We start from the raw sequence: 25857 nt of genomic DNA, 5'->3' as shown, positions 1-25857 counted from the left end.
AATTATGGGAACCTATGGATATATTTCAATCATAGCAATGGTGTGCTATGGATTTATGCTGCTGATGTTTCTGACAGCGAAGCGAAATAAAATTGTAAATAGCTTTCTGGTAGTGTTGGTTGGACTGCTTTTCTGGGCTGGAGGATCGGCATTTATGCGTGTTCATCTGTGGCCAAGTTATGAATTCTGGTATCAGGTTTCCCTGCTTGGAATTTTACTACTGCCGTATGCATATTATTGTTTTATTCTGGCATTTGGCGGGGTGAAAAAAGGTCTGCCAGGGAAAATATATCTGGCTGTTATGCTGATCTGTTTTGTGGTAAATATCCGGCATGGGGTATTCCTGGGATGCCCGAATGTGGTGGAAAAGAATGGGCTTCCTACTTTTGTGTATGAGATTAAACCTACTATATTAGTACTCTTTTTCCCGGCTGGGATTTTTTTGATTTATCTTTTCCTTATCCTTGTGCGGATCTGCAAAGCAAATCCCAATATGAAAGTACAGTATGAACCGGTCATGGCAGGGGTTCTGGTGTTGTTTGCAGGGAATATGTTGCTTGGAATACCATTTTTCAGTGGATTTCCGATTGATATTTTAAGTGGTGTTGTAAATGTATTTTTCCTGTTTTATGCACTGATCCGCAGACGTCTGTTCCGGCTGCAGATGCTGGCATCGCCCAGTCTGTGTTACGGTGTGGGATTTTTGTTTTCTGTTATTGTATTTTTGAATGTAATTCCATATCTGCAGAAAATCTTCCATATACAGATGAATAAGAATACAACGCTTTATGCCCTTGCTTTTGCAATTGTGTTTCTGGTGATTTATGCGCTGTTTACTTTTTTGTGGAAGCTTCTGGTACGCAGTGTGTTTGTCCGGGAAGAAAATTATCAGACAGAAAAAATCAGGGAGTTCAGCTCTGCGATTTCGAAGACGCTGGATTTAAATGAAATTCTGGACAAAACAATCAGTGTCATGAAAGAACTGATGGATGTTGGAAATATCTATATTTGTATGCAGGATGCACCGGGACAGCCATATCGGGGAGTGGCAAGTGATCAGCCACTGAATGATCTGACATTTACGATGGAAGAAGAAAACCCGATGATCCAGTGGCTGAAAGAACATGAAGAGCCGATCATTTACCGGGATTTCCGTTATACCGTGGAGTATAAGTCGATGTGGGAGAGTGAAAAACACCGGCTGGATAAGACGCATATCCGTTACTGTGCAGGGCTGAAAGATGGAGAATGTCTGGTTGGTGTGATTCTGATCACAGATGCTTCGGCAAAAAAACGGCTGGTATATGATGAGGTGCAGCTGATCTCATCTGTTACGTCGGTTGCATCGATTGCGATTAAGAATTCAAGATTGTACGAGAGAGCCCGCCAGGAAGCCAGAACAGATGAGATGACCGGATTACTGAACCGGAAATATTTCTATGAAGTGCTGAATGAAGAGCTTGAGAAAAACAAGGAGGCATCGCTGGCACTTGCGATCATCAATGTAGATGATTTTAAATTGTATAATCAGTTGTATGGGGTGAAAGAAGGAGATCTGTGTCTGCAGCGGATTGCAGATATTATCAGAAGCAGTGTCGGAGAAAGTGGATACACGGCCCGCTATGGAGGAAAGGAATTTGCGGTTCTTTTACCGGGATATGATCTTTTTTCCGCCAGAAATATGGTGGAATCTATTGCAAAACAGATTTATGTTATGAATAACCGCAGAACGGATATGAAGCTGAAAGCGGTAACTGTGAGTGCCGGTATCAGTGCGGCTCCTTATGCGGCAAGGAACGTGAAAGAGCTGATGGAAAATGTAGATCTGGCAGTTTATCATGTGAAACATAATGGAAAAAATGGGATCCAGGTCTTTGATATGATGTTTCGGAACAACAGTGAGGGGAACAATACAAGGAATCACACCCATATTTATCAGGAGTATGAGTCTACGATTTATGCGCTGACGGCGGCAATTGATGCGAAGGATCACTATACGTTCAGCCATTCCAACAACGTAGCTTATTATGCAACGTCACTGGCGACGACCCTTGGAATGAACGAAGATATGATAGAGATTATCCGGCAGGCAGCACTTCTGCATGATGTCGGTAAAATCGGTATTCCGGAGTATATACTCAATAAAGAGGGAAAACTGACAGATGAAGAATATGAGATCATCAAAGGGCATGTAGAGGCATCGATCGATATTATCCGTCACCTTCCATCGCTGGATTATGTAATTCCGGCAGTCATCGGTCATCATGAGCGGTATGATGGAAAAGGATATCCACGCCGGATCGCAGGAGAAGATATTCCACTGACTGCGCGGATTTTGTGCGTGGCAGATTCTTTTGATGCCATGACATCCAAACGATGTTATAAAAAAGCATTTCCTATTGAAGTGGCACGGGAGAAGCTTCTTCAGGATGCAGGCAGACAGTTTGATCCTGACCTGGTATATAAGTTTGTTGAATGCCTGGATAATGGCAGTATTACACTGGTGAAGGCAGAAGAAACTGTGGACAATCTGAAAGAAATACTGTAGAAAATTCCTACAAAAAAGTGATGAAAATCAGCAAGAAACAGTTGACAAAAGCCTGTTGGTATAATATAATATGCAAGTATGACGTGAGAAGAAACAGTTTGCACCAAAGCCCCGGAGTGAACTTGTTTTCTATAGAATCTACAATGAAAATAATTAGTAAACTGAAATTCATAGGAGGTCAACCAATGAAAACTTACATGGCTAATCCAGATAAGATTGAAAGAAAATGGTATGTAGTTGACGCTGAAGGACAGACACTTGGACGTCTTGCAGCAGAAGTCGCTAAAGTTTTAAGAGGAAAAAATAAACCGGAATTTACACCGCACATTGATACAGGTGACAACGTAATTGTTATCAACGCTGAAAAGATCAAAGTTACAGGAAAGAAATTAGATCAGAAAGTATACTATCATCACTCAGATTATGTAGGAGGAATGAAAGAAACTACATTAAGAGAAATGATGGCAAAGAAACCGGAACAGGTTATCGAACTTGCTGTTAAAGGTATGCTTCCAAAAGGACCTTTGGGAAGAACAATGATCAAGAAGCTTCACGTATATGCTGGAGCAGAACATGCTCATCAGGCACAGAAACCAGAAGTTTTAACATTTTAGTCAGAGGTTTGAAAGGAGGAAATAAAAGTGGCAACAGCTAAATTCTACGGAACAGGAAGAAGAAAAAAATCTATCGCAAGAGTATACCTTGTACCAGGTACAGGTAAGATCACAATCAATAAAAGAGATATCGACGAATATTTAGGACTTGAAACTCTTAAAGTTGTAGTTCGTCAGCCATTAGTTGCAACTGAAACAGTTGATAAATTTGACGTTCTCGTTAACGTACGTGGTGGTGGATACACAGGACAGGCAGGAGCAATCCGTCACGGAATCGCAAGAGCACTTCTTGAAGCAGATTCTGATTACAGACCGGTACTTAAGAAAGCCGGATACCTTACACGTGACCCACGTATGAAAGAACGTAAGAAATACGGTCTCAAAGCAGCTCGTAGAGCACCACAGTTCAGCAAACGTTAATTTCTGTTCACAAAGCGATAATCGTTTGGAACGAGAAAATGCATACAAAACCTCAGAAACCTTGGCTTAACAGTGATAAGGAACTAATTTACTTATCAACTGTTAGCTGACGGTTTCCGGGGTGCATACGGACAAATCCCGTCTGATTTCTAACAGGAAGTCAGACGGGATTTTCGCTTTATATTACGAATTATGGAAGACATACCATGAAAACCTTAATATCTTGTGCCTACAATATGGATAACTGCTGTGTAGAACTAAAATTCGCCGATGGCATCATGAATGCGATTGATACCATTTCAGTGGAGAACGAGGTTGCCGACAATATGTATCAACGGTACAATGACCCAATTGGATATGCAGACCTTATCTTGAACGGCGATCCCGAAACCTATTTGAAAACTGTAACAGAATACAATCCTTTGGATAGCTGACAACATGCTGCCCGCAGGAGAAAATCCTGCGGCGTTTTTATGTTTATATTATTTTCCACCGTTGGATCCCAGTTTTGGAAAGAAAACGACTATCTTAAAGCCCTTTCCCCACTGGGAAGTAGCTTCCAGACGAAGGTTTAGATCGTCAGCCATCTTCTTAACCAGGTAAAGCCCTATACCAGTAGCTTTCTTTCGGCTGTCAGTAGAATCCCCGGTAAAGCCCTTTTGAAAAATATACGGCAGATCATATTTTTTTACACCAATGCCGTTATCCTCAACAGAAAGGACATCTGCGGTCTCCGAATGTATCATGGAAATCGTTAGCATGGGACTATCGCTGCTATATTTGATGGAATTGCTCACGATTTGTCCCAACATAAACTGAAGCCCTCTACGGTCTGTATAAACTGTTTCAGATTGCAGTTTGTTGAGAATTACAAACTGCTTTTCTTCCAGAAGTGGGGCATAGTCCTCCAGAACTTCCCCCAAGCAGTCATTCAAATTGACATCTTCAAACCGATAATCCTTTGTACTGCTCTTTAACCGGGCATAGTAAAGCATCTGCGTGACATTCTCCTGAAGTTGACTACGGACATAATCCAACTTAGCTTGCAGGGAAGGCGATATTTCGTCGATTCGGTTATCCAAAAGCATGGTCAGCAACGACAGGGGCGTTTTCGCTTCATGTGCCCAGCCTTCCACATATTCTTCATAGTCCCGTAGGGCATCTGCCATACTGCTGTTCTCATTTTTGTGTTCCTGTAAAACTGAGGCCAGAAACCGGATAGATTCTCCTTCTTCCCGGCTGATGACACTGAGCAGCCTTTCCTCGTTGCAGATGGTAGGATCACTGAGGAAATCCCGGAACAGCTCCCGGCGGGTGGTCTCCCGCTTGTTTAGTACAAACAGGATCACTGAAAACAGAAGGATGCTTGTCAGAACCACTAACCCAATCAAGGTCTGAAATGCCTGAATGTCAGAAATCCAAAGAATGATAGAACAAAAGCAATCCACACCCAGCAGCAACAGCAGCCAAGGGTAGTACCGTTCTATTATGCGCCAAAACTGCTTCATGGAGATACCTCCGCTTCCAAACGATAGCCCATCCCACGAACCGCAACGATTCGTTGCTTCATCGCCAGACCGGACATCGTCTTTTTCAACCGGGTCAGGTTAACCTGCAAGGCATTTTCGTCTATGTATTCTGTGGTTCCCCATAGTGCTAAGCAAAGCTGCTCCGTCGTGACCAGAGCATCACCACTGGCCAAAAGAGCAACCAACAGTTTTCCTTGATTTTTGGGAAGCACCACAGAGGTGTTATGAATATAAAGTGTGTAAGTCTGCTGGTCCAACAAGAAATCCAATCCCTCTATGAGATTGGTACGGCCTTCATACCTTTTGAGAATATTGGATACCCTGGCAAGAAGCCGGTCTTTTCTGCACGGCTTCGTCAAATATTCATCTGCACCCAACTGGAACGCTTGCAGTTCATCCTTTACCTGGTCTCTGGAAGTCAGCACCAGGACGGGGATAGCGGTTTTATTCTTTAGCTCCTGGCAGATTTGAAAGCCACTAATCTCCGGCAAATTCAGGTCTAAGATCACAAGGTCAGGACGGAGGGCTGCCAAGAGCCGAGCGGCATCTTCAAACTCAGTGATTGCCTCCACAAGATACCCGTCCTTTTGGAGCATATTGCAGAGTTCTTCCCGCATATAGACTTCATCTTCCACAACAGCAATTCTTTTCACGACAGCACCTCCTTCCCAATTATTCTTCTCTCTGCGGCTGCATCAGTGTCAGCAAATACCGATCACTGGAGTGCTTGACCACTCTCATATAAATATATTCTATCACGCAAAGCAGCAAAATCATAGCAGCAGATACAAGCAGCATTTCAGACACTGTCCCACGGGTTCGGGACGAGAGTATCCCTGTAAACAACGCTCTGACTCCAAACAGACTGCTGACAGCTGCAACCAATACAGGAAGTCCCATAAACCACGCAATCTGCTTTCCGGCAGACTGGCAAAGGCTTTCGTAAGTGGCTCCCAGGCGGATCAGGGTCTGGTATCTACGCCCGGCTTTCTGCTGGCTCATCAGGAACTGAACACCCACAATGGTGTTGGCAACCACCAGGAACACAATCGCCAGATAGAGGGTAATATAGCTGGATGCTACGGTGTAGAAAAGTTGGCGTCCCATGTTCTGAAGATAGCTTTCATATTCGATACCTATTTCGTCCAGCTCCTCGTTCAGACCAGAATAGGCAGTCATAAGGCTATTTCCTTCCATAGCCTGCTCACTGAGTACCGCATTCACATACGTATCATACATTCCTTGGGTATGATAGAGGAAGGCTTCATCCGGAAGAATCAATGCAAAGGACAAAGTAATAGAACGATCCGTAATCAAATTTACAGACTGAACCTCTCCAGTAAGATAAATCGGACTGCCAACCAGTTCCGTTTCAGGCTGTTCAGTAAGTATGCCGTTCAGCATTGCGGTACGATTTACAGTAGTATAGTCGGAACCTATATAAACAGCGGCTTCATCTTCACTTAATTTAATGACAGGCCTGCCAGACAATTCCAGTAAACGATTATAGTCCGACAGACAAATCAAATACGGGTATGTGGCATAACCAAGATTGTTCAGAAGGACATCCCGATCTTCCGACTGGGGCAGGCTCCGAAGAGAGTCCATAACAGCGTCCATGCTGTAGGCATTCTCATAATCTTCTGTGGTGCGAATATGCCCAACCTTCATTTCAAAAAGCTCTGAAAATTGATTTTCCAAACCGTTTTCTTTCAGTGCTGCCTGTATATTTGGAAGAACCTGCGCCGAATCTTCAACGGTATAATCTTCAAAGGTATAGTCGATTACATGACCAGTGGATAGATTGTTTGTTCCTGCGATTCCCACGCCTGCACCAAAGCAACACAGTGCTGCCAGAATCAGCAGGGAGCTGATTGCCATGGAGCTTGACTGATGAATGACATCCTCCTGAATTTGACGGAAGGTAAATACATGAAGCTGCTTATTTCCCTTGCCTTTTTTAACAATCAGTGCAATCAGTGCCCGCATTCCGTAGAACAGCAGCATCGTACCAGCCGAACCTAACAGTAAAGTCAGCCCCATCATAATTACCTTCGTCCATGCAATTCCCTGAATCGCCATGTAGTAAGTCGCTGCCAACATCACACTTCCGCATACAGCAGCCAGCCCATAGATAGCAGAGGGCATTTGCTTTTTTGAGCGGTTCGTCGGCTGGGATAATAAAGTTCCAATCTCCTGTCGGCTAATCTTTCCGCTCAAAATCAGAAGTGCCAGCAGTTTAATACCCAAGAATCCTGCCAGTGTCCATTTCATTGCAGACCAAGATAAAGAAAAATGATGGTCGATGATCCCCATACCCACAAGCTTAGCGGTGACAAGGCTAACGATTTCCGAAAGCACTATAGCCGTAGGTAAACCAATGAGCAGTGCCAGGATACTGCTTAACAAATCTTCCGCCAAAAGCATACCGAACAGTTTGCTTCTGCGCATTCCCAGCATCAAGTAGACACCAAACTCATGACGTCTGCGTTCAAACTGATACTTGCAGGCGAAGTAAATCAAAAAGAAAAGAATACCCAGGGTCATTCCGTAAAACACAGGAATCAGAAGCAAGAGCCTGTTCACTGCATCGCTCTCTATCTTCTGCAAAAAGATCATAACATCCTGAGTAGAGATGGAAAGAATCATATAAAAAGCAATAATAGAAATCACCAAGGAACTGAAAAACAGACCGTTTTCCTTTCGGCTGCGGCGGCTGTTTCGAAAAACCAGATTAGAGAACATTGGAACTCCCCCCTCCCAGTTGTGCCATCACCTTCAGGATGCGTCCGTAGAACTCCTGCCGGCTTTCATCTCCACGGCGAAGCTCATGGAAGATCACACCGTCCTGGATGAACAGAATACGCTTGCAAAAGCTGGCGGCATTGGAATCATGGGTCACCATCAAGATCGTTGCCTGTTCGTCACGGTTCAAGCCGGACAGTTTTTCCATGATGTTTCTTGCGTTCTTGGAATCTAAAGCACCGGTAGGCTCATCGGCAAGAATCATTCTGGGGTTCAGGATTAGCGCCCTTGCTGCTGCTACACGCTGGCGCTGCCCTCCAGACATCTTGGAGGGAAATTTGTCCAGAACATCGTTGATTTCCAGATACTTCGCCAACTGGCTTAGACGCTGGCTGCTCTCCTTTTCGGGTATACCATGCAGAGAAGTTGGAAGCAGTATATTTTCACGTCCGGTCAGATTATCCAGCAGCTCAAAATTCTGAAATAGATAACCAACTTTTTTTCCACGGTAATCTGCAAGAGCCCTTCCCTTGAGTGCTTGCAGATTAACGCCCTCCACCTGAATGCTTCCACCTGTGGGTTGAATCACAGTCGCAATACAATTGAGCAGTGTGGATTTACCAGAACCGCTGCTTCCCATAATGCCAAGAAACTCTCCCGGCATCACCTGGAAGGTGATCCCATTCAGTGCCTTTGTTTGACTTGGCACATTGCCATAGATTTTTGTTAAATTTTCAATATTCAAAATGGGTTTCATGTGAATACCTCCTATCATTTGTAATAAAATGATAGCATGAGAACACAGCAAATACCACTTACAGTTGTTGTAAGGATTCAAGATATAAGTGGCGGCTCAAGGGGGACGAGCATATATTTTGTGAGAGCATTAGGCAACAATGATAAAATATATCGGATCGCCTCATTGGCAAACCAGTTCGTTTTAATTGTATCCCAATCAGCAAGCCGAATGATTTCGGCTGTGCCGTTCTCAAAATCAGCATGAATTGCGCCCTCGGCAACTAACAATTCCGTCAGTTTGTCTACTGCTCTGCGGTAGGCTCGCTCTGCACCGCTGGCAGTACTGCCCTCGAACATAACTGCCAGTTCCTCAAAAGTAGGGCGGTTCTTCCATGAGCCAACTCGCCTGCAGGTCATACAGTGTAGAGCAACTTTTTATAAGTGATTGAGACAAAAGGAAAACAAATATGTCGAACGTAACTGCATACGAAAAGATGAGAAGAGAAAGAGATGACGCTTTGAATCAGGTGGCAGAAGAAAGACAGAAAACTTTCATGGCAAAAAAGAATTTCAGAGAGGAAATTAATAAGGTAAACAAAAAAACAAACGATATATGAAAAGACTTATAAAATATTTTCTTTTTTTGTGCACTGAATAATCACAAAATTGAGATTCTTTCTTTTTTTCCCATACCCAGGAAAAGTCTGTGGTACAATATTGAAAGGTATCATTGCTATGCAGAGATTTCTTTGTGAGAATCTGTATCGGAGGAATTAGGATATGCAGTATATATTAGTTGTAGAAGATGATTTTGATTTGAATCAGGCGATCTGTTATTCTTTGAAAAAGTCAGGATATGGAGTTTATGGTGTGACTTTTATGGAAAAAGGGAAGCAGATTTTTTTTGAGAATCAGATAGATATGGTCCTTTTGGATGTGAATCTTCCAGATGGCGAGGGCTTCTCTTTTTGCCAGTGGGTAAAAAAGCAAAGAGAAGTTCCGGTCATTTACCTGACAGCCAGGGATATGGAGGAGGATGCTCTGGCAGGATATGAATCCGGGGCAGAAGATTACGTTACTAAACCATTTTCAATGAAGATTTTACTTAGAAAAATAGAAGTCATTTTAAAAAGAACTGCTTCGGTCAATCGTCTGATTTTTGCAGATGAGTATTTATATATAGATTTGGATAATGCACGAGTAACGGTAAAAGGTCAGGAATGCCCCGTCACACCGACAGAGTGCCGTCTGCTTCGTCAATTTCTTATGAACCGAGGACAGCTTCTGACTTATGATCTGTTATTGGAGCGGTTGTGGGACAGTGGAGGACAGTTTGTGGACAAGCACACACTGGCGGTAAATGTGAATCGTCTGAGAGGAAAGATTGAAGATAAGAATCACAGGTATATTTCAAATGTATATGGGATGGGATATCAATGGATTGGCTGATGTGTATCATGATGATAATTTTATTTGCAGCAGTACTGGTATTGTTATGGAAAAACTACCGGATAAAAAAAGAAGCGAAGTTGTTTGCTGAAAAGGTGGAAGATGCTCTGGATGCTATCGTAACAGGAAAAGAATGGAATATGGAAGAGGAATTGGAGGATAGCCTCTGGGGAAGAACAGGAACACAATTAGAGAAAGCCGAGCATGTATTTCGGAAAAAAGAAGAAGACGGTTTTCGTGAGAAAGAAAGAGTAAAGGGCTTGATTTCTGATATATCCCATCAGACAAGGACGCCCATTGCCAATATTAAACTATACCTGGAACTTCTTGAGGACGAGGAGTTTTCGCAAAGCGGTCAGGAGTTTTTGGGAAAAATCAAAGGGCAGATGGAAAAAATTGATTTTTTAATGCAGAGCATGGTAAAAATGTCAAGGCTTGAAACGGGAATTCTGCAAATACATAAGGAAGACAAAAATCTATACGAAACAATCCGCCACGCAGTTGCCGGTGTGGTTCCGGAGGCGGCGTTGAAGGGTATTGATCTATATGTGAACTGCGAAGAAAATATGATGATTCGTCATGACAGCAAATGGACGGAGGAAGCAATTTATAATATTCTGGATAATGCACTCAAGTATACTGAACCAGGTGGAAAGATCCATATTCAGACAGAAAGACAGGAATTATTTTTAAAGATCAGCATTTCTGATACTGGAAAAGGGATTGCCCCGGAGAGGCAGGCAGAGATCTTTACAAGATTTTACCGTGAGCCGGAGGTGCATGATAAACCAGGGGTTGGGATCGGATTATATCTTGCAAGAACAATCATGGAACTTCAGAAGGGCTACATAGAAGTACAGTCTGAAGTGGGAAAAGGAGCGTGTTTTCGCTTGTATTTACCGGTGAATGAATCGTAACATAACCGATCGGGGATTGTCACAATCTTGTGATAATTGAAAATTGAGACAGGTTTGTGATTTTTAGGAGATATTCTATAGAATATCAAAAGAAGGAGGCAAACCAATGAAAGAATACATTGTAGAGACAAGAAGCTTAAAAAAATACTATCAAATGGGTGAAAATACGGTAAAGGCATTGGATGGCGTAGATTTTCGTGTGAAAGATCAGGAATTTGTTGCCATTATCGGAAAAAGCGGATCCGGGAAAAGTACACTTTTGCATATGCTGGGTGGACTGGATGTGCCAACAGAAGGGGAAGTGTTGGTAGAGGGGAAGTGCCTTCTGGGATTGAAAAAAGAACAGCTTGCCATATTCCGCAGAAGAAAGATCGGGTTTATTTTTCAGAATTATAATCTTGTCCCGGATCTTAATGTATATGAGAATGTCATTCTTCCGGTGGAACTGGATGGAAGAAAGGTTGATGTGGAGTATGTGGATGGGATACTCGAACTTTTAGGGCTGTCAGAGAAGAGGGAAGCTCTTCCTGGGACATTATCTGGTGGACAGCAGCAGAGGGCTGCGATTGCCAGGGCGCTTGCGTCGAAGCCTGCCATTATTTTGGCTGATGAACCGACGGGAAATCTGGATTCGGTTACCAGCCATGATGTACTTGGACTTTTGAAAATGGCAGCAAAACAGTTCAGCCAGACCTTGATTCTTATCACGCATGACAGAGACATTGCACAGCTTGCAGATCGTATCGTACATATTGAGGACGGAAAGATTGTAGGAGATACCGGGAAGGGAAGTGATTCCTATGCTTAAGAATCCGAATCAGAAAGTGATCAAAAGGATGGCATGGAACGCTTTAAAAGTAAACAGGAGAAAGACCATTACTTTGCTCCTTGCGGTTCTTCTTTCTTCCTTTTTGGTATTTACAATATTCACAGTTGGAGATTCTTATTTTAGGCTTCAGAAAATTCAGAACATCCGTATGTCAGGAGCAGAATTTGATGCAATCATGTATGGAGTGACGGATGAACAGAGGCAAATGTGTGAGAACAACCCGGATATCGTTCTGACAGGTACAGTGGGAGTCTGTGGATGGATAGAAAAAACAGATCAGGATTCCACCCCGAATGTGGGACTGATCTGGGCAGATGATGGATATTGGACACAGATGATGGAGCCGGTCAGAGAAAAGCTGGAAGGAAGATATCCGACAGCTTTGGATGAGATAATGGTAACACAATCCGCTTTAAAAGAATGTGGTTACGAAGATCTTGATGTAGGCGATACCCTTGCTATGTCTTATGGAACAAATGAGGGAATCTTTACAGGGACTTTTCGAATCTGTGGGATCTGGGACGGATATGGACCCAAGAAGCAGTTTTATGTTTCGAAAGAATTCTATGATCAATCGGGGTGGAAGCTTTCGCAGGCAGCTTCAGGTCGTTACCTTATGGATTTTAAGCAAAAAATAATGACAAAAACAGAGCAGAATGCTTTTATCGAAAGTATGAACCTTGGAAAGCAGCAGAATCTTTTCTTTATGGAAGATCTTGGCGCATCGGTTCAGATATTGGCAGGTCTTATTGGCTTGATTGCAGTTACCTGTTTGTGTGCATATCTGCTTATTTATAATATTATGTATCTTTCCGTAGCTGGAAAAGTTCGTTATTATGGTTTGCTTCAGACGGTCGGAATGACGGAAAAGCAGATAAAAAGGATGATGAAAAAACAGATGCTTCTGATCGGATCTGCAGGGACAGTACTTGGATGTCTGTCAGGTGGGATGGTATCCTTTTTCCTGATTCCTGTTGTAGTAAAATCACTTGGAATCAAAAGTGGTTATGTAGGAGCAGATATGGTTCGTTTTCATCCGGTAGTTCTGCTGGCAACCATCTTACTGGTTGGAGTTACTATTTTTCTGGCCAGCCGAAAACCAGCAAAAATGGCAGCAGATATCTCTCCAATAGAAGCGCTTGGTTATTGTCCGACCCACAAAACCGTAAAAGTAAGAAGAGCAGGAAAGGGGAAAGTAATAGCAAGACTTTCTATGGAGCAGTTTACAAAGGATAAGAAAAGAACTGCGGTGGTACTGTTGTCCTTGGCAGCCAGTCTGTCTGTGTACCTTTGTATTGTGACCATGCTGGACAGTCAGGCAGCAAGAACCATAGTGTCAAATTATATGGATACGGATATGGTCATTAAAAATGATACGGCATGTAAAGAAAAATCAGAAGACAGAAGAGACATTCTGGATGATTCTTTCGTGAAGTCAATCAAAGAAAATGCCGGAGTCTCTGAAGTACATTCTATGATATTTGCCGAGATTACAGTTCCATGGGAACCGGATTTTGCTGAGATGTGGATGAAAGAATTTTATGCAAAGTGGATGAGTACTCCATATAGTAAGGACAAGGACGAGTATCAGAATCATCCTGAGAATTTTGGATCCTCTCTGATCGGAATTGATGAACAGGAATTTGATTATTTAAATAACAGTCTTGAGCATCCGATCAATAAAGAGGACTTCCTTTCGGGAAAAGCATGTATTGTTTATCGAAATGGTTTGGATCTCTCAGATGCTGATATAATAGGAAAAAATGTGACCTGTGCTTTGTATGAAGATCAACAAATGACAAAAACTTTTACCATAGAAGGAGTTACGGACGAGAATTATTATACGGCACTCCTTGGATACCCACCGACGATTATAGCCAGTGATCAGGTAGTGAAAACATTTGCCAATCATCCAATTATATTAAAGACCAGCATAAAATATCACAAAGAATATGATAGAGATACAGAACAAGAAATCATGGCGTTATTAGAAGAAAATGACAATGCAAAAGACTTTTCCTGGGAATCCAAAATCGAAGATGCAGATGAGATTGAAAAAGCACAAGGTAATATGCCGCAACTGGGAATCGGGATTGTGCTGATTCTGGCTTTTATCGGAATCATGAACTACATGAACACCTTTGTAGTAAATGTGCAGAGCCGGATGATGGAGCTTTCGATTATGGAGAGTATCGGGATGACTCCGAAGCAGATTCTTGGAATGCTGGTCAGGGAAGGAGTTCTCTATGCAGGCGGCGCATGGCTTGTTACGCTAACAGTAGGAATGGGAGCTACGTATCTTCTTTATGAATCAATGAATTATCGTGGGATTGCGTTTTCAGTGCCATTACTTCCACTTTTATTTGCAGTGGGAATCAGTTTGCTAGTTTGTACTATGGTTCCAGTGCTTACCTGGATCGTTTTGGAAAAGAATGGAACTGTTGTCGAGAGGATTAAAGGAGTTGAGTGATTTTGGATTTTAGATATAGATATAGAACTGGGGTTTTTTGTCTGTTTATATTGAAAGAACCCCAATTTCCACATATAATAAAAGACAATGTGTAAAAAAATGAAGCAGGGAGAATAATAAAATATGAGTATATTAAATGTAGAACATCTGACACACGGTTTTGGTGACCGTGCCATTTTTGATGATGTATCGTTCCGCCTTTTAAAAGGGGAGCACATTGGTCTTGTAGGAGCAAACGGAGAGGGGAAATCCACCTTTATGAGTATTGTTACCGGGAAACTTACGCCAGATGAGGGAAAGGTAGAATGGGCAAAGAATGTGCGCGCAGGTTATCTGGACCAGCATGCAGTCCTTCAGAGTGGAATGACGATCCAGGACGTGCTGAAAAGTGCATTTGATCCGCTTTTACAGAAGGAGCAGCGGATGAACGAGATCTGTGAGAAGCTTGGCGAAGTAGATGAGGATGAGATGAATCTTCTGATGGAAGAGCTTGGAACGATCCAGGACGAGTTGACACTGCATGATTTTTACACGATCGATGCAAAGGTAGAAGAGGTCGCAAGAGCACTGGGACTTCTGGATCTGGGACTTGACCGTGATGTTACAGATCTAAGCGGAGGTCAGAGAACAAAGGTTCTTCTGGCAAAGCTTCTGCTTGAGAAGCCGGATATCCTGCTTCTGGACGAACCGACAAACTATCTGGATGAAGAACATATTACGTGGCTGAAGCGGTATCTGCAGGATTATGAGAATGCATTCATTCTGATTTCCCATGATATTCCGTTCCTGAATGAAGTGGTAAATATCATCTATCATATGGAGAATCAGGAACTGAACCGCTACGTGGGAGACTATGAACATTTCCAGGAGGTCTATGCAGTTAAGAAAGCACAGCTTGAGGCAGCATACCGCAGACAGCAGCAGGAGATCAGTGAACTGAAGGACTTTGTGGCGAGAAATAAAGCCCGTGTTTCTACAAGAAATATGGCGATGTCCAGACAGAAGAAGCTGGATAAAATGGATGTAATTGAGCTGGCAGCGGAAAAGCCGAAACCGGAATTTAAGTTCCGTTACGGACGGACTCCGGGAAAAATGTTATTTGAAACAAAGGATCTTGTAATCGGTTATGATGAACCACTTTCCAAGCCGCTGAATTTCCAGATGGAAAGAGGACACAAGATTGCGATTGTCGGAACCAATGGTATTGGAAAGACTACATTTTTGAAGAGTGTACTTGGTCTGATCCCGGCAATTTCCGGCGAGTGTGAGCTTGGGGAAAATCTTCAGATCGGCTATTTTGAACAGGAAGTTAAAGGAGAGAACAAGACAACCTGTATTGAAGAACTGTGGCAGGAATTCCCGTCATTTACCCAGTATGAAGTGCGTTCCGCCCTTGCAAAATGCGGACTCACTACCAAGCATATTGAGAGCCAGGTAAGGGTACTGAGTGGTGGTGAACAGGCAAAGGTAAGACTTTGTAAGCTGGTCAACAGGGACACGAATCTGCTGATCCTGGATGAGCCGACCAATCATCTTGACGTGGATGCAAAGGAATCTCTGAAAAAAGCGCTTCAGGAATACAAAGGAAGTATTCTTCTGATTTGCCATGAGCCGGAATTTTATCAGGATGTGGTAAATGAAGTGTGGGATATGAGCAAGTGGACAATGAAAGTATTTTAAAAGTGTTGTGCAGAAGACCTTTCGGGACTATCCTGAAAGGCCTTTTTGTGTTACTATTTATTTAGAGCGTATCATTTTAGTTATTACTTTTTATTTTATAGGAAATTCCGAAGGAACTTCCTATGAAATAAAAGGCACTACGTGCCGGAGATGCGCACTCGCACGAAGATGAAGAATGTCGCAAGCGACTGCGCTCGGCGCGAGAATGTACCGAGGTACATTCTTTTTTACAAAGCCGTTATATAAGCTTTACAGAAGTAAGATAGAGCCTGTAAAGTGCAACGTCTATAATAAAACGTGTTTCAGAAAAGAAAGGATGGGATAATATGCCGTCAACCTATGCACATTACATTTTCGGACAGCAGATCAGAGGCAGATTAAGCGGATATGAGAGAAAAGTTATTGATAAATACCCGGAGCTTTTTAATATTGGACTTCATGGACCGGATATTCTTTTTTATTACAGACCACTCTGCAAGAACAAGGTCAATCAGTTGGGAAGCCGTATGCATAGCGAGAGCGGAGCAAAGTTCTTCGTTCATGCAGCAAAGGTTTTACATACACACGACCAGTATGAGAAGCATCTGGCTTATGTATATGGAGTGCTCTGCCATTTTGCGCTGGATGTGACCTGCCATGGTTACGTGGAACAGACAGTAAAAGAGACTGGTCTTGCACATATTGCAGTGGAGGGCGAGCTGGACCGTAAGCTGATGATTATGAATGGAGAAAATCCAGTGAGCAGGAGGCTGACCGGACATATTGTTCCTTCTATGAAAAATGCGGTAATTATAAAAGATTTTTATCGCGGAATTACAGCAAAGGAAGTCAAAAAAGCACTGAATGGAATGGTATTTTATGACAGGATTCTTGTCTGTCCATCTAAAATAAAGCGGATGGCACTTTATGCAGCACTTAAAGTGGCAGGACTTTATTATGATTTTCATGGGTTTATTATCAAGTATCATGAGAATGGATCCTGCAGGGAACAGATAAGAAGACTGCTTCATCTTTATGAAAAAGCAGTTCCACTGGCAGACAAATTGATCTGTGAATACAAACCGTTTTTGGAAGGAAGCGCTACATTAGATTCTGTATATGCCTACACATTTGGTTCTCAGCTTCCGGGCAAGGAGGATACGTTGAATGAAAACAAAACTGACAAAACAGGAGAAAAACTGGATACTTTATGATGTCGGAAATTCTGCATTTACACTTCTGGCAGCAACCATTTTACCGATTTATTTCAACTATATCGCAGGAAAGCAGGGACTTTCGGATGTACAGTATCTGGCATACTGGGGATATGCAGTATCCATTGCAACCTTGCTTACGGCACTTGCAGGACCGGTATTTGGAACCGTTGCAGATACAAAAGGCTATAAAAAACCAGTTTTTACAATTGCACTTGGAATCGGGACAATTGCTTCAGTTGCTCTGGGATTTGCGAAGTACTGGCTGGCCTTTCTGGTAGTTTTTGTCATTGCAAAGGTCGGATATTCCGTAACACTGGTATTTTATGATTCCATGCTTGTCGATGTGACATCGGAAGACCGGATGGATGAAGTCTCTTCCCAGGGGTATGCGTGGGGATATATCGGAAGCTGTGTACCGTTTGTAATCTGTCTTCTGGTTGTGTTAAATGCAGGGAAGATTGGGATTACAATGGAAACAGCAATGATGGTTTCCTTTGTGATCATCACGGTATGGTGGGTAATTATGACATTACCACTTCTGAAAACTTATCACCAGAAGTATTATGTAGAAAAGAAGCAGCATGCTTTTTCAGAAAGCTTCAAAAGAATCGGCATTACACTGAAAAATGTAAAGAAGGAGAAGAAGGTTTTTCTGTTCCTTCTGGCGTTTTTCTTTTATATTGATGGGGTTTATACGATTATTGATATGGCAACTGCATACGGATCTGCACTTGGGCTTAGCAGCACAGGACTTCTTCTTGCATTATTGCTTACGCAGATCGTAGCTTTTCCGTTTGCGATTATTTTCGGAAGACTGGCGCAGAAATATTCTGCAGAAAAGTTGATCACAGTATGCATCGTGGCATACCTTGGAGTGGCAATTTTTGCGATTTTTCTGCATTACCAGTGGCAGTTCTGGGTTCTTGCTGTCTGGGTAGGCATGTTCCAGGGAGGTGTGCAGGCGCTTTCAAGATCTTACTTTACGAAAATTATACCGGCGAACCAGTCAGGTGAATTTTTCGGCTTAATGGATATTTGCGGAAAAGGCGCGTCCTTTATGGGAACAACGATCGTGAGCCTGATCTCGCAGCTTACCGGCAATATCAATATTGGTGTGGGGATGATCGCTGTCTTGTTCGTGATCGGAATTATTTTATTCCGGAGAGCGGCAGCGCTAGAATAAAAATAAAGGATACAATAGATTTATGATGACAGAGCTTGAAAAATATTATAACAAATTCAACGAAGAGAAGCGGCTTAAGAGCCGCCACGGACAGGTAGAATTTATCACCTCAATGAAGTACATTCACAAATATCTTCCTAAGCGGGAGCATGGACAGGTAAAGATTCTGGATGTAGGAGCCGGAACCGGGCGCTACAGTGTTGCGCTTGCCGAAGAAGGGTACGATGTGACGGCGGTAGAGTTGGTAAAATACAATCTGGGAATTCTGAAAAAGAAGAACAGCTCTGTGAAAGCATATCAGGGAAATGCACTGAAGCTGTCACGTTTTCCGGATAAGGAATTTGACCTGATCATCCTGTTCGGACCGATGTATCACCTTTATACAAAGGAAGATAAGGTAAAGGCGCTGATGGAGGCAAAGCGTGTTCTGAAAGATGAGGGCACGATCCTGGTGGCTTATACAATGAATGAGTATAGTGTTCTGGTGTATGGATTCCGGGAGAACCATATTCAGGAGTGCCTGGAAAATGGCAAGCTGGATGCGAATTACCGGGTATGTCCTTCACCGGAGGATTTGTATGATTATGTGCGCCTGGAGGATATTGACAGCTACAATGAAGCAGCAGGAATGGAACGGATCCAGATTATTTCGGCGGATGGACCATCCGATTATATGCGTCAGGTGTTAAATACGATGGATGAAAAGACCTTCCAGACGTTTATTGACTATCATCTGACTACGTGTGAACGCCCGGAACTGGTTGGTGCGGGATCACATACGGTAGATATTATAAGAAAGAAAAAAGATGGAGGAATAGAAAATGAAAGTAGCAGATATGCATTGTGATACGATTTTAGCGATTCTGAGAGGAAAGGAACAGGGAAAAGAGATTTCACTTCGTAAAAATAATTTAAATGTGGATCTTGAACAGATGAAAAAGGGGGATTATCTGATTCAGAATTTTGCCCTTTTTCTGGATCTGGAGGATCCGATACTTGCAGGAAGTCCATTCCGTTATGCAATGAAAATGGCGGATGTATTTTATCAGGAAATGGAGAAAAATAAAGACTGGATCCGACCGGTCACGAAGTATGAAGAGATTGAAGAAAACCGGAAAAATGGAAAGATGTCAGCGTTGCTGACATTGGAAGAAGGAGAAATCTGTGAGGGCGATCCTTCCCTTTTAAGAGACTTTTACCGGATGGGGGCAAGGATGATGACTCTGACCTGGAACTATCCGAATCAGCTTGGATATCCGGCAAAAGCGACTGGCGGAGAATTTGCCGGAAAAGCCTTTTCAGAAGCCGGATATGGGCTTACAGCGCGTGGGATTGAGTTTCTGGAAGAGATGGAGAAACTGGGAATGATCATCGATGTGGCACATTTAAACGATGCAGGAATCCGGGATGTATTAAAGTTCACAAAGAAGCCTTTTGTAGCGAGCCATTCCAACGCGCGACATTTGTGCAGTCATCCGAGAAACCTGAATGATGAACTTCTGAAAGCGATCGGGGAAAGAGGCGGTGTGATCGGGCTGAATTATTATGCATATTTCCTGCGCGACTGGAAAGACGGAGAGACGGTTGTGAGCAGAGCGGAGGATATTGTGGCACATGCAAAATATATCCGTGATATGGCGGGAATAGAGGCTTTAGGACTTGGTTCAGACTTTGATGGTATGAATGGAGAACTGGAGATCGCATCCCCGGCAGATATGGAAAAGCTGGAAGAGGTATTTAAAAAGAATGGATTTACAGAGAGCGAGATTGAGAAAATCTTCTATAAGAATGTAATGCGGATATATAGAGAAATGCTTGGGTAATTCCAGCAAAGCACATTTATAACATAGAAAACCCGGCTGTGGAGTGATCCACAAGCCGGGCTTTTTACTCTAGCATCTTTTGCAGTGATTACGCAACTGTTACATTAACAGCCTGAAGTCCGCGGTTTCCTTCTGTGATATCGAAAGTAACGTTCTGTCCTTCTTCAAGAGATTTGTATCCTTCTCCTGCGATTCCTGAAAAATGTACGAATACATCTTCTCCGGTGCTTTCGTTTGTGATGAATCCGTAGCCTTTCTGTGCGTTGAACCACTTAACTGTACCCTTGTTCATTAGTAGTACCTCCTAAAAAATTGATGATGCCGATAAAAATAAAAATCACATATTTTTGTAAGTCATCAGACAGATGTTAATGATTTACAAAAATATGTGAAATCTAAATCTTATCTAAAACACAATTTCAGAATATCACGTGGTAGGACAAATGTCAAATCAAAATAGGAAAAATAGGAAAAAATAAATGTCTTTTTATTGACAGGAAGAAAAAGGAATGCTATTATTTTTAACATATTTAAAGAGTGAAAATATTTGTACAAAGAGGTACTTTACTGCGGAGAAGAACGCAGAGAGTACCTCTTTTTTTGACTTGCAGGAGTGTTTTTTGTAAAACGAAAATACTTTGTGAGGTGCATTCTTTGATGTGAGTGTCAAAAGTATAAATGGGATGTCAGAAAGAGGTAGTGCAAATGAAAAATCATGAACTGGATGCAGTGGATCGTATAATTTTGAATATTTTACAGAGAAATGCCAAATGCCCATTGAAAGAGATTGCAGCGATTTGGAAGGACAAAGACACTGATCGTATTTTCAACTCCGATTGAACACAGAGGAATCAACGCAGATATAGAAGAAACACTGGAGTGAGAAATATAATTTTCCGTAAATCGAAAAAGACCCGGAAACAAAAGTTTTCGAGTCTTTTTCTTCTTTAAGGGCTATATAAACAAGCAGTTTGAAATAGTCATTTTGATTATTCAGCAGCGATAGCAACTTCTGGAGCAATTGTTTCAGTAACTCTTTCAGATGCGTTGATATCTGCAGGTGTTTTTGCAAAACCTTTAAATACGATAGAACCAACAAATCCAGCTAAAGATCCACCAATCGCAGCAAGTACGATTGCAGCTACAACCTTAAGCGGTGGGTTGAATCCGAATGGAGCTAAAAGCCCAGGAATCGGAGATGCTGTTCCAGGGGCGTTATTGATGATGCCGAGCATAGCTGCTGCAAGTCCGGCAAGTCCGCCGCCAAAGAAGTTTGATCCGTAAATCGGGATCGGATTCTGTGTAATAATATCAGCCTGTGTAAGAGGTTCAAGCATTACCGCGATAACATTACTGCGTTCGCCAAGTTTTAAACGGTCGAAAATGATACCGTTTGTGAAAGAACCACCAACACATGCAATTGCTGCAATACCCATTGCAAGTCCATCAAGTCCGAGCATAGCAGTCAGGGCCATAGAACTGAGTGGTGAGGTACAGATCATCTTCATAATACCACCGAGCAGGAATCCCATGATAATTGGAGACTGTTCAGCAGCGGCAGAAATCATACGTCCGATGTTGAGCAGTGTTGAATTAACGACCGGATCAACTGCGATGGCGATAATTCTTGCGAGCGGTGCGATTGCAAGAGCACCAACGATCAGATTCAGACCCTCTGGAAGTTTCTTTTCCAGGAACGGAGCTACAAAGCCTACAATATAACCTGCTACAAAACCAGGAAGGATTCCGTATCCTCCAACTGCGACACCTGCAACGACTGCAAGTACCGGATTACATCCCATACTGATCGGAACTAAAGTAGCTGCAGCGATTCCCCCGAAGCTGCCGGATACGGTTCCGAGTTCTGAGAAAAATGCAATTCCTAATAAATCACCTGTGATGTAATGGTGAACAGCTTCAACCAGGAACGAAGCAACAGCTGCATTAGCCATTCCAGACATTGCTTCTGATCCTTTTGGAAACTTCAGGCTGAATACAGAGAAGCAGGCTAAAGTGAGAAGCAGTAAACCAATACCTTTTACGATTGTTAACATATGATATCCTCCTTAAAATTTATATTTATTCGCATCAGTTATCGTGATAACATAATAAAATGGAAGTTACAAAAAGATACAAAAAGTATCAAAATGAAATTTATTTTTGGAAAAAACTACAAATACGGGAAGGATTTATTGTATATAATGACGGTAACTATAAGTGATAATGAATTATAGGGAAAATATATAAATAAAAAAATTACGTAAAGAGATGAAATAAGAAGCAGGAGGGGACCTGAAAATCAGGCCCTCTCGGTGCATTCCTGAATCAGTGCATTCAGGAAATTTTTAATTTTCACATTGCCGTGCCGTACACTTTTTCCACGGATGAAATCCATTTCCCTTCGGACTTGTTCAAAGTTATACAGGGAGTTGGAGTAGGTTGTAAACGTGTCATTGGCGTAATCCTCAAGACCAAGGTTGGCAAGGTTGACCATTCCCATGTTGGCTGTCCGACGGATCCTTTGTTCCATGGATTTCGGATTGTCACTGAACCGGCTGCAAAGTTCGCTTAAAGTGACATTGTCAACTTTCTGGTTATGCTGGATCAGATAATCGACAAGGGAAATGATATCCTTGCTGCCACGTTCGCCGGTGATGCCAAGCTTTTGGAGAATTCCTTTTAACCGGATAATATAAGGTTTTTCAGCTGTATCATTTATAAATCCCTGTGGCTGTACAAAATTCTGCTGGGCTTGGAAAATCGTCTGTACCTGCTGCAATGTCCGGCGGGCGGTCAGGGATTCACTGACCTTCCGGAGGATGGATTCTACTTCGATACTGTTGATCGGCTTATGAATATAAAATTCAATGCCCGCAGAATAGGCGTCTGCGATCATATCTTTGGATGCAACCTGGGAAAGCATAATAAAAGTAAGATTCGGTGCATAAGAGCGGGCACGTTTTACGAAAGTGATTCCGTCTATTTCCGGCATCAGAAGATCAACAATTACGATGTCTGGATTTATAAGAGGAAGATCCGTGAGTGCATCCACACCGTTTTCTGCAGTTCCGGCAATCTCTCCAAGTCCCCGGTCCCGTATAATACGTTTTAATATATGCAGTACATTTTTATCATCATCAATGAGATAGAATTTCATTTATAAACCGCTCCATTTCTCTTTTGGTATAGTAAGTGTGAAAACTGTTTTTCCGGGAACGGAAGTTACCCGGATGGTTCCGCCTAGGCGGAATTCGATAAAATCCTTTACCAGGCTAAGGCCAAGTCCCCGATTGACTTCGCCGGTTTCGTAATTGATCTTTGTGGAAAAACCAGGTTCAAAAATTTGTTCCATATCCTCCGGATCGATTCCGGGCCCATGATCTTCAACTTCAATAACATAAGAAGAATCCGTGGAGGATTGACGGACAGAAAGCTCGACCAGATTTCCGTTTGTTGCTTCAATTGCATTGTTGAAAAGATTGCGGAAGATTGAGAGCAGAAGATAATGGTTCTGTGTATAAAGATTTTCTTCCAGCTGTATATTAAAAGAAAGTCGTTTCCCTTTTGGAAGGGATGCATCCAGGCTGCTTTTCAGAATGGTGAGGATATCATCCAGGCTCATTCCGTCATTTTCAGAATTTACTTTCATTGAAGAGGAAAGTCCTCTTACGATCAAATTGTAGTCTTTTTTGATCTCGTGGACATCCCGTGCGATCTGAAGTGCAGTGCGGGTGAGGGATTCGTCTATATTCCGTTCACTCATATCGTGGTAAAGGCGGTATGCGGTGCTCATGGTGTCCTCTATCATATGTGTGCCTTTCTGCATCAGAACAACTTCGCCGTTAAGCTCAGAGATCAAAAGAAGAAGATTCTGGTATCTCCGTGCATGTTCAGCACTCAGAAGACTGAACTTGTAATGGCTGAGACAGAACAGGAGAAGACCTGCAAGTGCAGTACGCAGAAGCGCAACCAGAAGGACACCTGCCTGGGACTGAAAAGAAAAAGCGTCCATACCCATACGGGACAGCAGTTCTGTTATATTTGCCAGATAGTCAAAAAGAAACATCCAGGGTAGGGAATACGTCGAAAGTTCATAGTCATTTTTACGGCAGTAGAGGAAAAAAAGGATTCCGTAGACCAGATAGAAAAACATTTCCGGAAAATAGCTCTGTGGATTCCAACTGCCAAAGCGAAGCCAGTGCATCAGTGTACGGGAAAAGAAAACACAGAGGGCACTTATCACTGTGACCGGAAGAACCGGATATTTCCCAAAAAGGATCAGAGACATGAAAATGCCAAAAATTCCGATGGAAACACGAAAATCGCTTTCAAAAAGTGAGATGCTGATCTGTGCGCCAATGATAACAGCAGCGCTGACCAGCAAAATGCGGGTATAACGTGAAAAACTTTTAGTCCACATAAGAAAGCCTCCTTTATTCAGATCATCTGTCTTACAGTCTACAGTCCGGTTAATAATTCAACAAGAAATACGCCGGCACATGAAAAAAGGGAAACACAGATCAGACTTTTTCTGTTCCATGCAAGGATCAGTGCGATTGCAAAACCAATGGCGGCAGACCAGATATTGGCGGTGGCTGTCAGAATGGCCGGAAAGGTCATAACAGCCAGAGTTACATAAGGTACATAATATAAAAAAGATTTTATAAAAGTATTTTTGATCTCTTTCCTGATCAGCGTCAGTGGCAGCATACGGATCAGATAGGTGACGGCTGCCATGACAAAGATATACATATATAGATTATGCTTCAACGGAAGAATCCTCCTTATCTTCTGGATTTGTTTCTTCTTTTACAGGGAAGAAATACGCTGCGATTCCGGCAATCAGAATCGTAAGGATAATGATTCTGAAGCCAGAAGAAATCTGGCATAGTACAGGAGCCTTTGTGAAAAGGAAGCTTGTTGCCATGGAAATCACGACAATGGTTCCGATGATCCTGTTATCACGTGCCGGAGGAATAATGATTGCGATAAACATTCCATATAATGCAACGCTCAGTGCGCTGACGATCCGGTCAGGCAGGATACTTCCTGATACTACTCCGAGGAAAGTGCCAAGTGTCCAGCCAGGTGCGGCAAGTGCCATCACACCGTAAGAATACCATGGAGTAATCCTTCCGGGGCGGGATACGGATACGCCGAAGACTTCATCCGTTACACCGTATGCGATAAGAAAACGGTGGAAAGAAGGATAGTGGTTATCAATTTTCTGTGAAAGGGCACAGGACATCAGCGAATACCTGAGATTGATGATGAGCTGGGTGAATGCCATTTCAAAATAGGATGCGGATGCCGTAATCAGTGACAGACCAGCAAATTGCCCGGCGCTGGTCAGGTTTGTAAGGGAAATCAGAACGGCTTCCCAGGTGGAAAGTCCTGCATTTTTTGCCATGATACCAAAGGTAAATGATACCGCAATATAGCCGAGACAGATGGGAATGCCATCCTGTATCCCGGCTGCAAAATCCATTTTTCTGTTTCTACTCATGAAGTAAAACCTCTCTTTTGTAAATAATCCCCAAATTTGAATTGTTATTTTACTAACATTTTACCATGGAACGGTGGTCTTGAAAATGATGTTTTAAAAGAACTTGAAAAAAAATTTACAGAAAGACTGGAAATATAGTGGTATTATGAGTTATAATAAATAGTGATAAATAAATGTGCAAACATAAGTACAAGTTATAAAAGGAGATTG

General features: G+C 42.5%; 25 protein-coding genes. 14 read left to right on the top strand and 11 right to left on the bottom strand.

Features of this window, described 5'->3' with window-relative positions:
* Positions 1-4 precede the first annotated feature (4 nt).
* The 4 genes from PGZ10_RS09770 (at position 5) to PGZ10_RS09755 (ending at position 4016) form a co-directional block, all read left to right on the top strand.
* Entirely contained in the window at positions 5-2548 is a 2544-nt protein-coding gene (locus PGZ10_RS09770; RefSeq protein WP_270541268.1) for an HD domain-containing phosphohydrolase, read from the top strand.
* A gap of 185 nt (positions 2549-2733) precedes the next feature.
* Complete coding sequence (gene rplM / locus PGZ10_RS09765) at positions 2734-3162, top strand: 50S ribosomal protein L13 (protein WP_022220779.1); 429 nt, start codon at positions 2734-2736, stop codon at positions 3160-3162.
* Between the two features lie 27 nt (positions 3163-3189).
* A complete protein-coding gene (rpsI, locus tag PGZ10_RS09760) occupies positions 3190-3582 on the top strand; it encodes a 30S ribosomal protein S9 (protein ID WP_008373223.1) in 393 nt (130 codons plus the stop codon).
* Between the two features lie 206 nt (positions 3583-3788).
* Positions 3789-4016 carry a DUF6061 family protein gene (locus PGZ10_RS09755; protein WP_270541267.1) on the top strand — a complete coding sequence of 76 codons (228 nt, stop codon included), beginning with the start codon at positions 3789-3791 and terminating at the stop codon, positions 4014-4016.
* Between the two features lie 48 nt (positions 4017-4064).
* Here PGZ10_RS09755 and PGZ10_RS09750 read toward each other — a convergent pair whose 3' ends face one another.
* From PGZ10_RS09750 to PGZ10_RS09730, 5 genes are all read right to left on the bottom strand, one after another.
* Positions 4065-5090, bottom strand: coding sequence for a sensor histidine kinase (locus PGZ10_RS09750; RefSeq protein WP_270541266.1), 1026 nt, complete (start codon positions 5088-5090; stop codon positions 4065-4067).
* On the bottom strand, positions 5087-5764 hold the full coding sequence (locus PGZ10_RS09745; RefSeq protein WP_117824760.1) for a response regulator transcription factor: 678 nt from the start codon (positions 5762-5764) through the stop codon (positions 5087-5089). The genes PGZ10_RS09750 and PGZ10_RS09745 overlap by 4 nt, the downstream gene beginning before the upstream one ends.
* 19 nt (positions 5765-5783) lie before the next feature.
* Positions 5784-7730, bottom strand: a complete 1947-nt coding sequence (locus PGZ10_RS09740; RefSeq protein ID WP_334304122.1) for an ABC transporter permease — start codon at positions 7728-7730, stop codon at positions 5784-5786.
* Between the two features lie 115 nt (positions 7731-7845).
* Positions 7846-8613 (bottom strand): ABC transporter ATP-binding protein, encoded by a 768-nt coding sequence (locus PGZ10_RS09735; RefSeq protein WP_118219508.1) that lies wholly within the window; start codon positions 8611-8613, stop codon positions 7846-7848.
* A gap of 77 nt (positions 8614-8690) precedes the next feature.
* Positions 8691-9011 carry a hypothetical protein gene (locus PGZ10_RS09730; RefSeq protein ID WP_330674263.1) on the bottom strand — a complete coding sequence of 107 codons (321 nt, stop codon included), beginning with the start codon at positions 9009-9011 and terminating at the stop codon, positions 8691-8693.
* Between the two features lie 363 nt (positions 9012-9374).
* Here PGZ10_RS09730 and PGZ10_RS09725 point away from each other — a divergent pair, with 363 nt between their 5' ends.
* From PGZ10_RS09725 to PGZ10_RS09685, 9 genes are all read left to right on the top strand, one after another.
* Positions 9375-10043 carry a response regulator transcription factor gene (locus PGZ10_RS09725; RefSeq protein WP_270541263.1) on the top strand — a complete coding sequence of 223 codons (669 nt, stop codon included), beginning with the start codon at positions 9375-9377 and terminating at the stop codon, positions 10041-10043.
* Positions 10031-10960 (top strand): sensor histidine kinase, encoded by a 930-nt coding sequence (locus PGZ10_RS09720; protein ID WP_270541262.1) that lies wholly within the window; start codon positions 10031-10033, stop codon positions 10958-10960. The genes PGZ10_RS09725 and PGZ10_RS09720 overlap by 13 nt, the downstream gene beginning before the upstream one ends.
* Before the next feature lie 106 nt (positions 10961-11066).
* A complete protein-coding gene (locus PGZ10_RS09715) occupies positions 11067-11768 on the top strand; it encodes an ABC transporter ATP-binding protein (RefSeq protein ID WP_117557068.1) in 702 nt (233 codons plus the stop codon).
* Positions 11761-14259 carry an ABC transporter permease gene (locus PGZ10_RS09710; protein WP_270541260.1) on the top strand — a complete coding sequence of 833 codons (2499 nt, stop codon included), beginning with the start codon at positions 11761-11763 and terminating at the stop codon, positions 14257-14259. The genes PGZ10_RS09715 and PGZ10_RS09710 overlap by 8 nt, the downstream gene beginning before the upstream one ends.
* 123 nt (positions 14260-14382) lie before the next feature.
* On the top strand, positions 14383-15939 hold the full coding sequence (locus tag PGZ10_RS09705) for an ABC-F family ATP-binding cassette domain-containing protein (protein ID WP_117557064.1): 1557 nt from the start codon (positions 14383-14385) through the stop codon (positions 15937-15939).
* A 326-nt stretch (positions 15940-16265) separates the two neighbouring features.
* On the top strand, positions 16266-17132 hold the full coding sequence (locus tag PGZ10_RS09700) for a zinc dependent phospholipase C family protein (protein WP_118198701.1): 867 nt from the start codon (positions 16266-16268) through the stop codon (positions 17130-17132).
* Positions 17086-18318, top strand: a complete 1233-nt coding sequence (locus PGZ10_RS09695) for an MFS transporter (protein WP_270541258.1) — start codon at positions 17086-17088, stop codon at positions 18316-18318. Before PGZ10_RS09700 ends, PGZ10_RS09695 begins: the two co-directional genes overlap by 47 nt.
* 22 nt (positions 18319-18340) lie before the next feature.
* Positions 18341-19165 (top strand): class I SAM-dependent methyltransferase, encoded by an 825-nt coding sequence (locus PGZ10_RS09690; protein WP_008373267.1) that lies wholly within the window; start codon positions 18341-18343, stop codon positions 19163-19165.
* A complete protein-coding gene (locus PGZ10_RS09685) occupies positions 19140-20141 on the top strand; it encodes a dipeptidase (protein WP_270541256.1) in 1002 nt (333 codons plus the stop codon). Before PGZ10_RS09690 ends, PGZ10_RS09685 begins: the two co-directional genes overlap by 26 nt.
* An 88-nt stretch (positions 20142-20229) precedes the next feature.
* Here the strand turns inward: PGZ10_RS09685 and PGZ10_RS09680 are convergent, their stop codons facing one another.
* Complete coding sequence (locus PGZ10_RS09680) at positions 20230-20433, bottom strand: cold-shock protein (RefSeq protein WP_008373270.1); 204 nt, start codon at positions 20431-20433, stop codon at positions 20230-20232.
* A 413-nt stretch (positions 20434-20846) separates the two neighbouring features.
* Between PGZ10_RS09680 and PGZ10_RS09675 the strand changes: the two genes are divergently transcribed.
* Positions 20847-20981 (top strand): AsnC family transcriptional regulator, encoded by a 135-nt coding sequence (locus tag PGZ10_RS09675; RefSeq protein ID WP_270541253.1) that lies wholly within the window; start codon positions 20847-20849, stop codon positions 20979-20981.
* 149 nt (positions 20982-21130) lie between these two features.
* Here the strand turns inward: PGZ10_RS09675 and PGZ10_RS09670 are convergent, their stop codons facing one another.
* From PGZ10_RS09670 to PGZ10_RS09650, 5 genes are all read right to left on the bottom strand, one after another.
* Positions 21131-22195, bottom strand: coding sequence for a PTS sugar transporter subunit IIC (locus PGZ10_RS09670; RefSeq protein WP_270541251.1), 1065 nt, complete (start codon positions 22193-22195; stop codon positions 21131-21133).
* A gap of 245 nt (positions 22196-22440) precedes the next feature.
* Positions 22441-23298, bottom strand: a complete 858-nt coding sequence (locus PGZ10_RS09665) for a response regulator (RefSeq protein WP_270541250.1) — start codon at positions 23296-23298, stop codon at positions 22441-22443.
* Positions 23299-24561 carry a sensor histidine kinase gene (locus PGZ10_RS09660; RefSeq protein ID WP_243002787.1) on the bottom strand — a complete coding sequence of 421 codons (1263 nt, stop codon included), beginning with the start codon at positions 24559-24561 and terminating at the stop codon, positions 23299-23301.
* A gap of 38 nt (positions 24562-24599) precedes the next feature.
* The gene (locus PGZ10_RS09655) at positions 24600-24911 is read right to left on the bottom strand and encodes an AzlD domain-containing protein (protein WP_022220771.1); all 312 of its coding nucleotides are present in this window, start codon (positions 24909-24911) and stop codon (positions 24600-24602) included.
* Complete coding sequence (locus PGZ10_RS09650) at positions 24901-25647, bottom strand: AzlC family ABC transporter permease (RefSeq protein ID WP_270541249.1); 747 nt, start codon at positions 25645-25647, stop codon at positions 24901-24903. Before PGZ10_RS09650 ends, PGZ10_RS09655 begins: the two co-directional genes overlap by 11 nt.
* Positions 25648-25857 lie beyond the last annotated feature (210 nt).

The organism is Coprococcus sp. AF102-57 (genome assembly GCF_027686195.1).
Classification (GTDB): Bacteria; Bacillota; Clostridia; order Lachnospirales; family Lachnospiraceae; genus Allocoprococcus; species Allocoprococcus comes.
The sequence above is the reverse complement of the archived record's forward strand: the minus strand, read 5'-3'. Positions and strand labels throughout refer to the sequence as shown.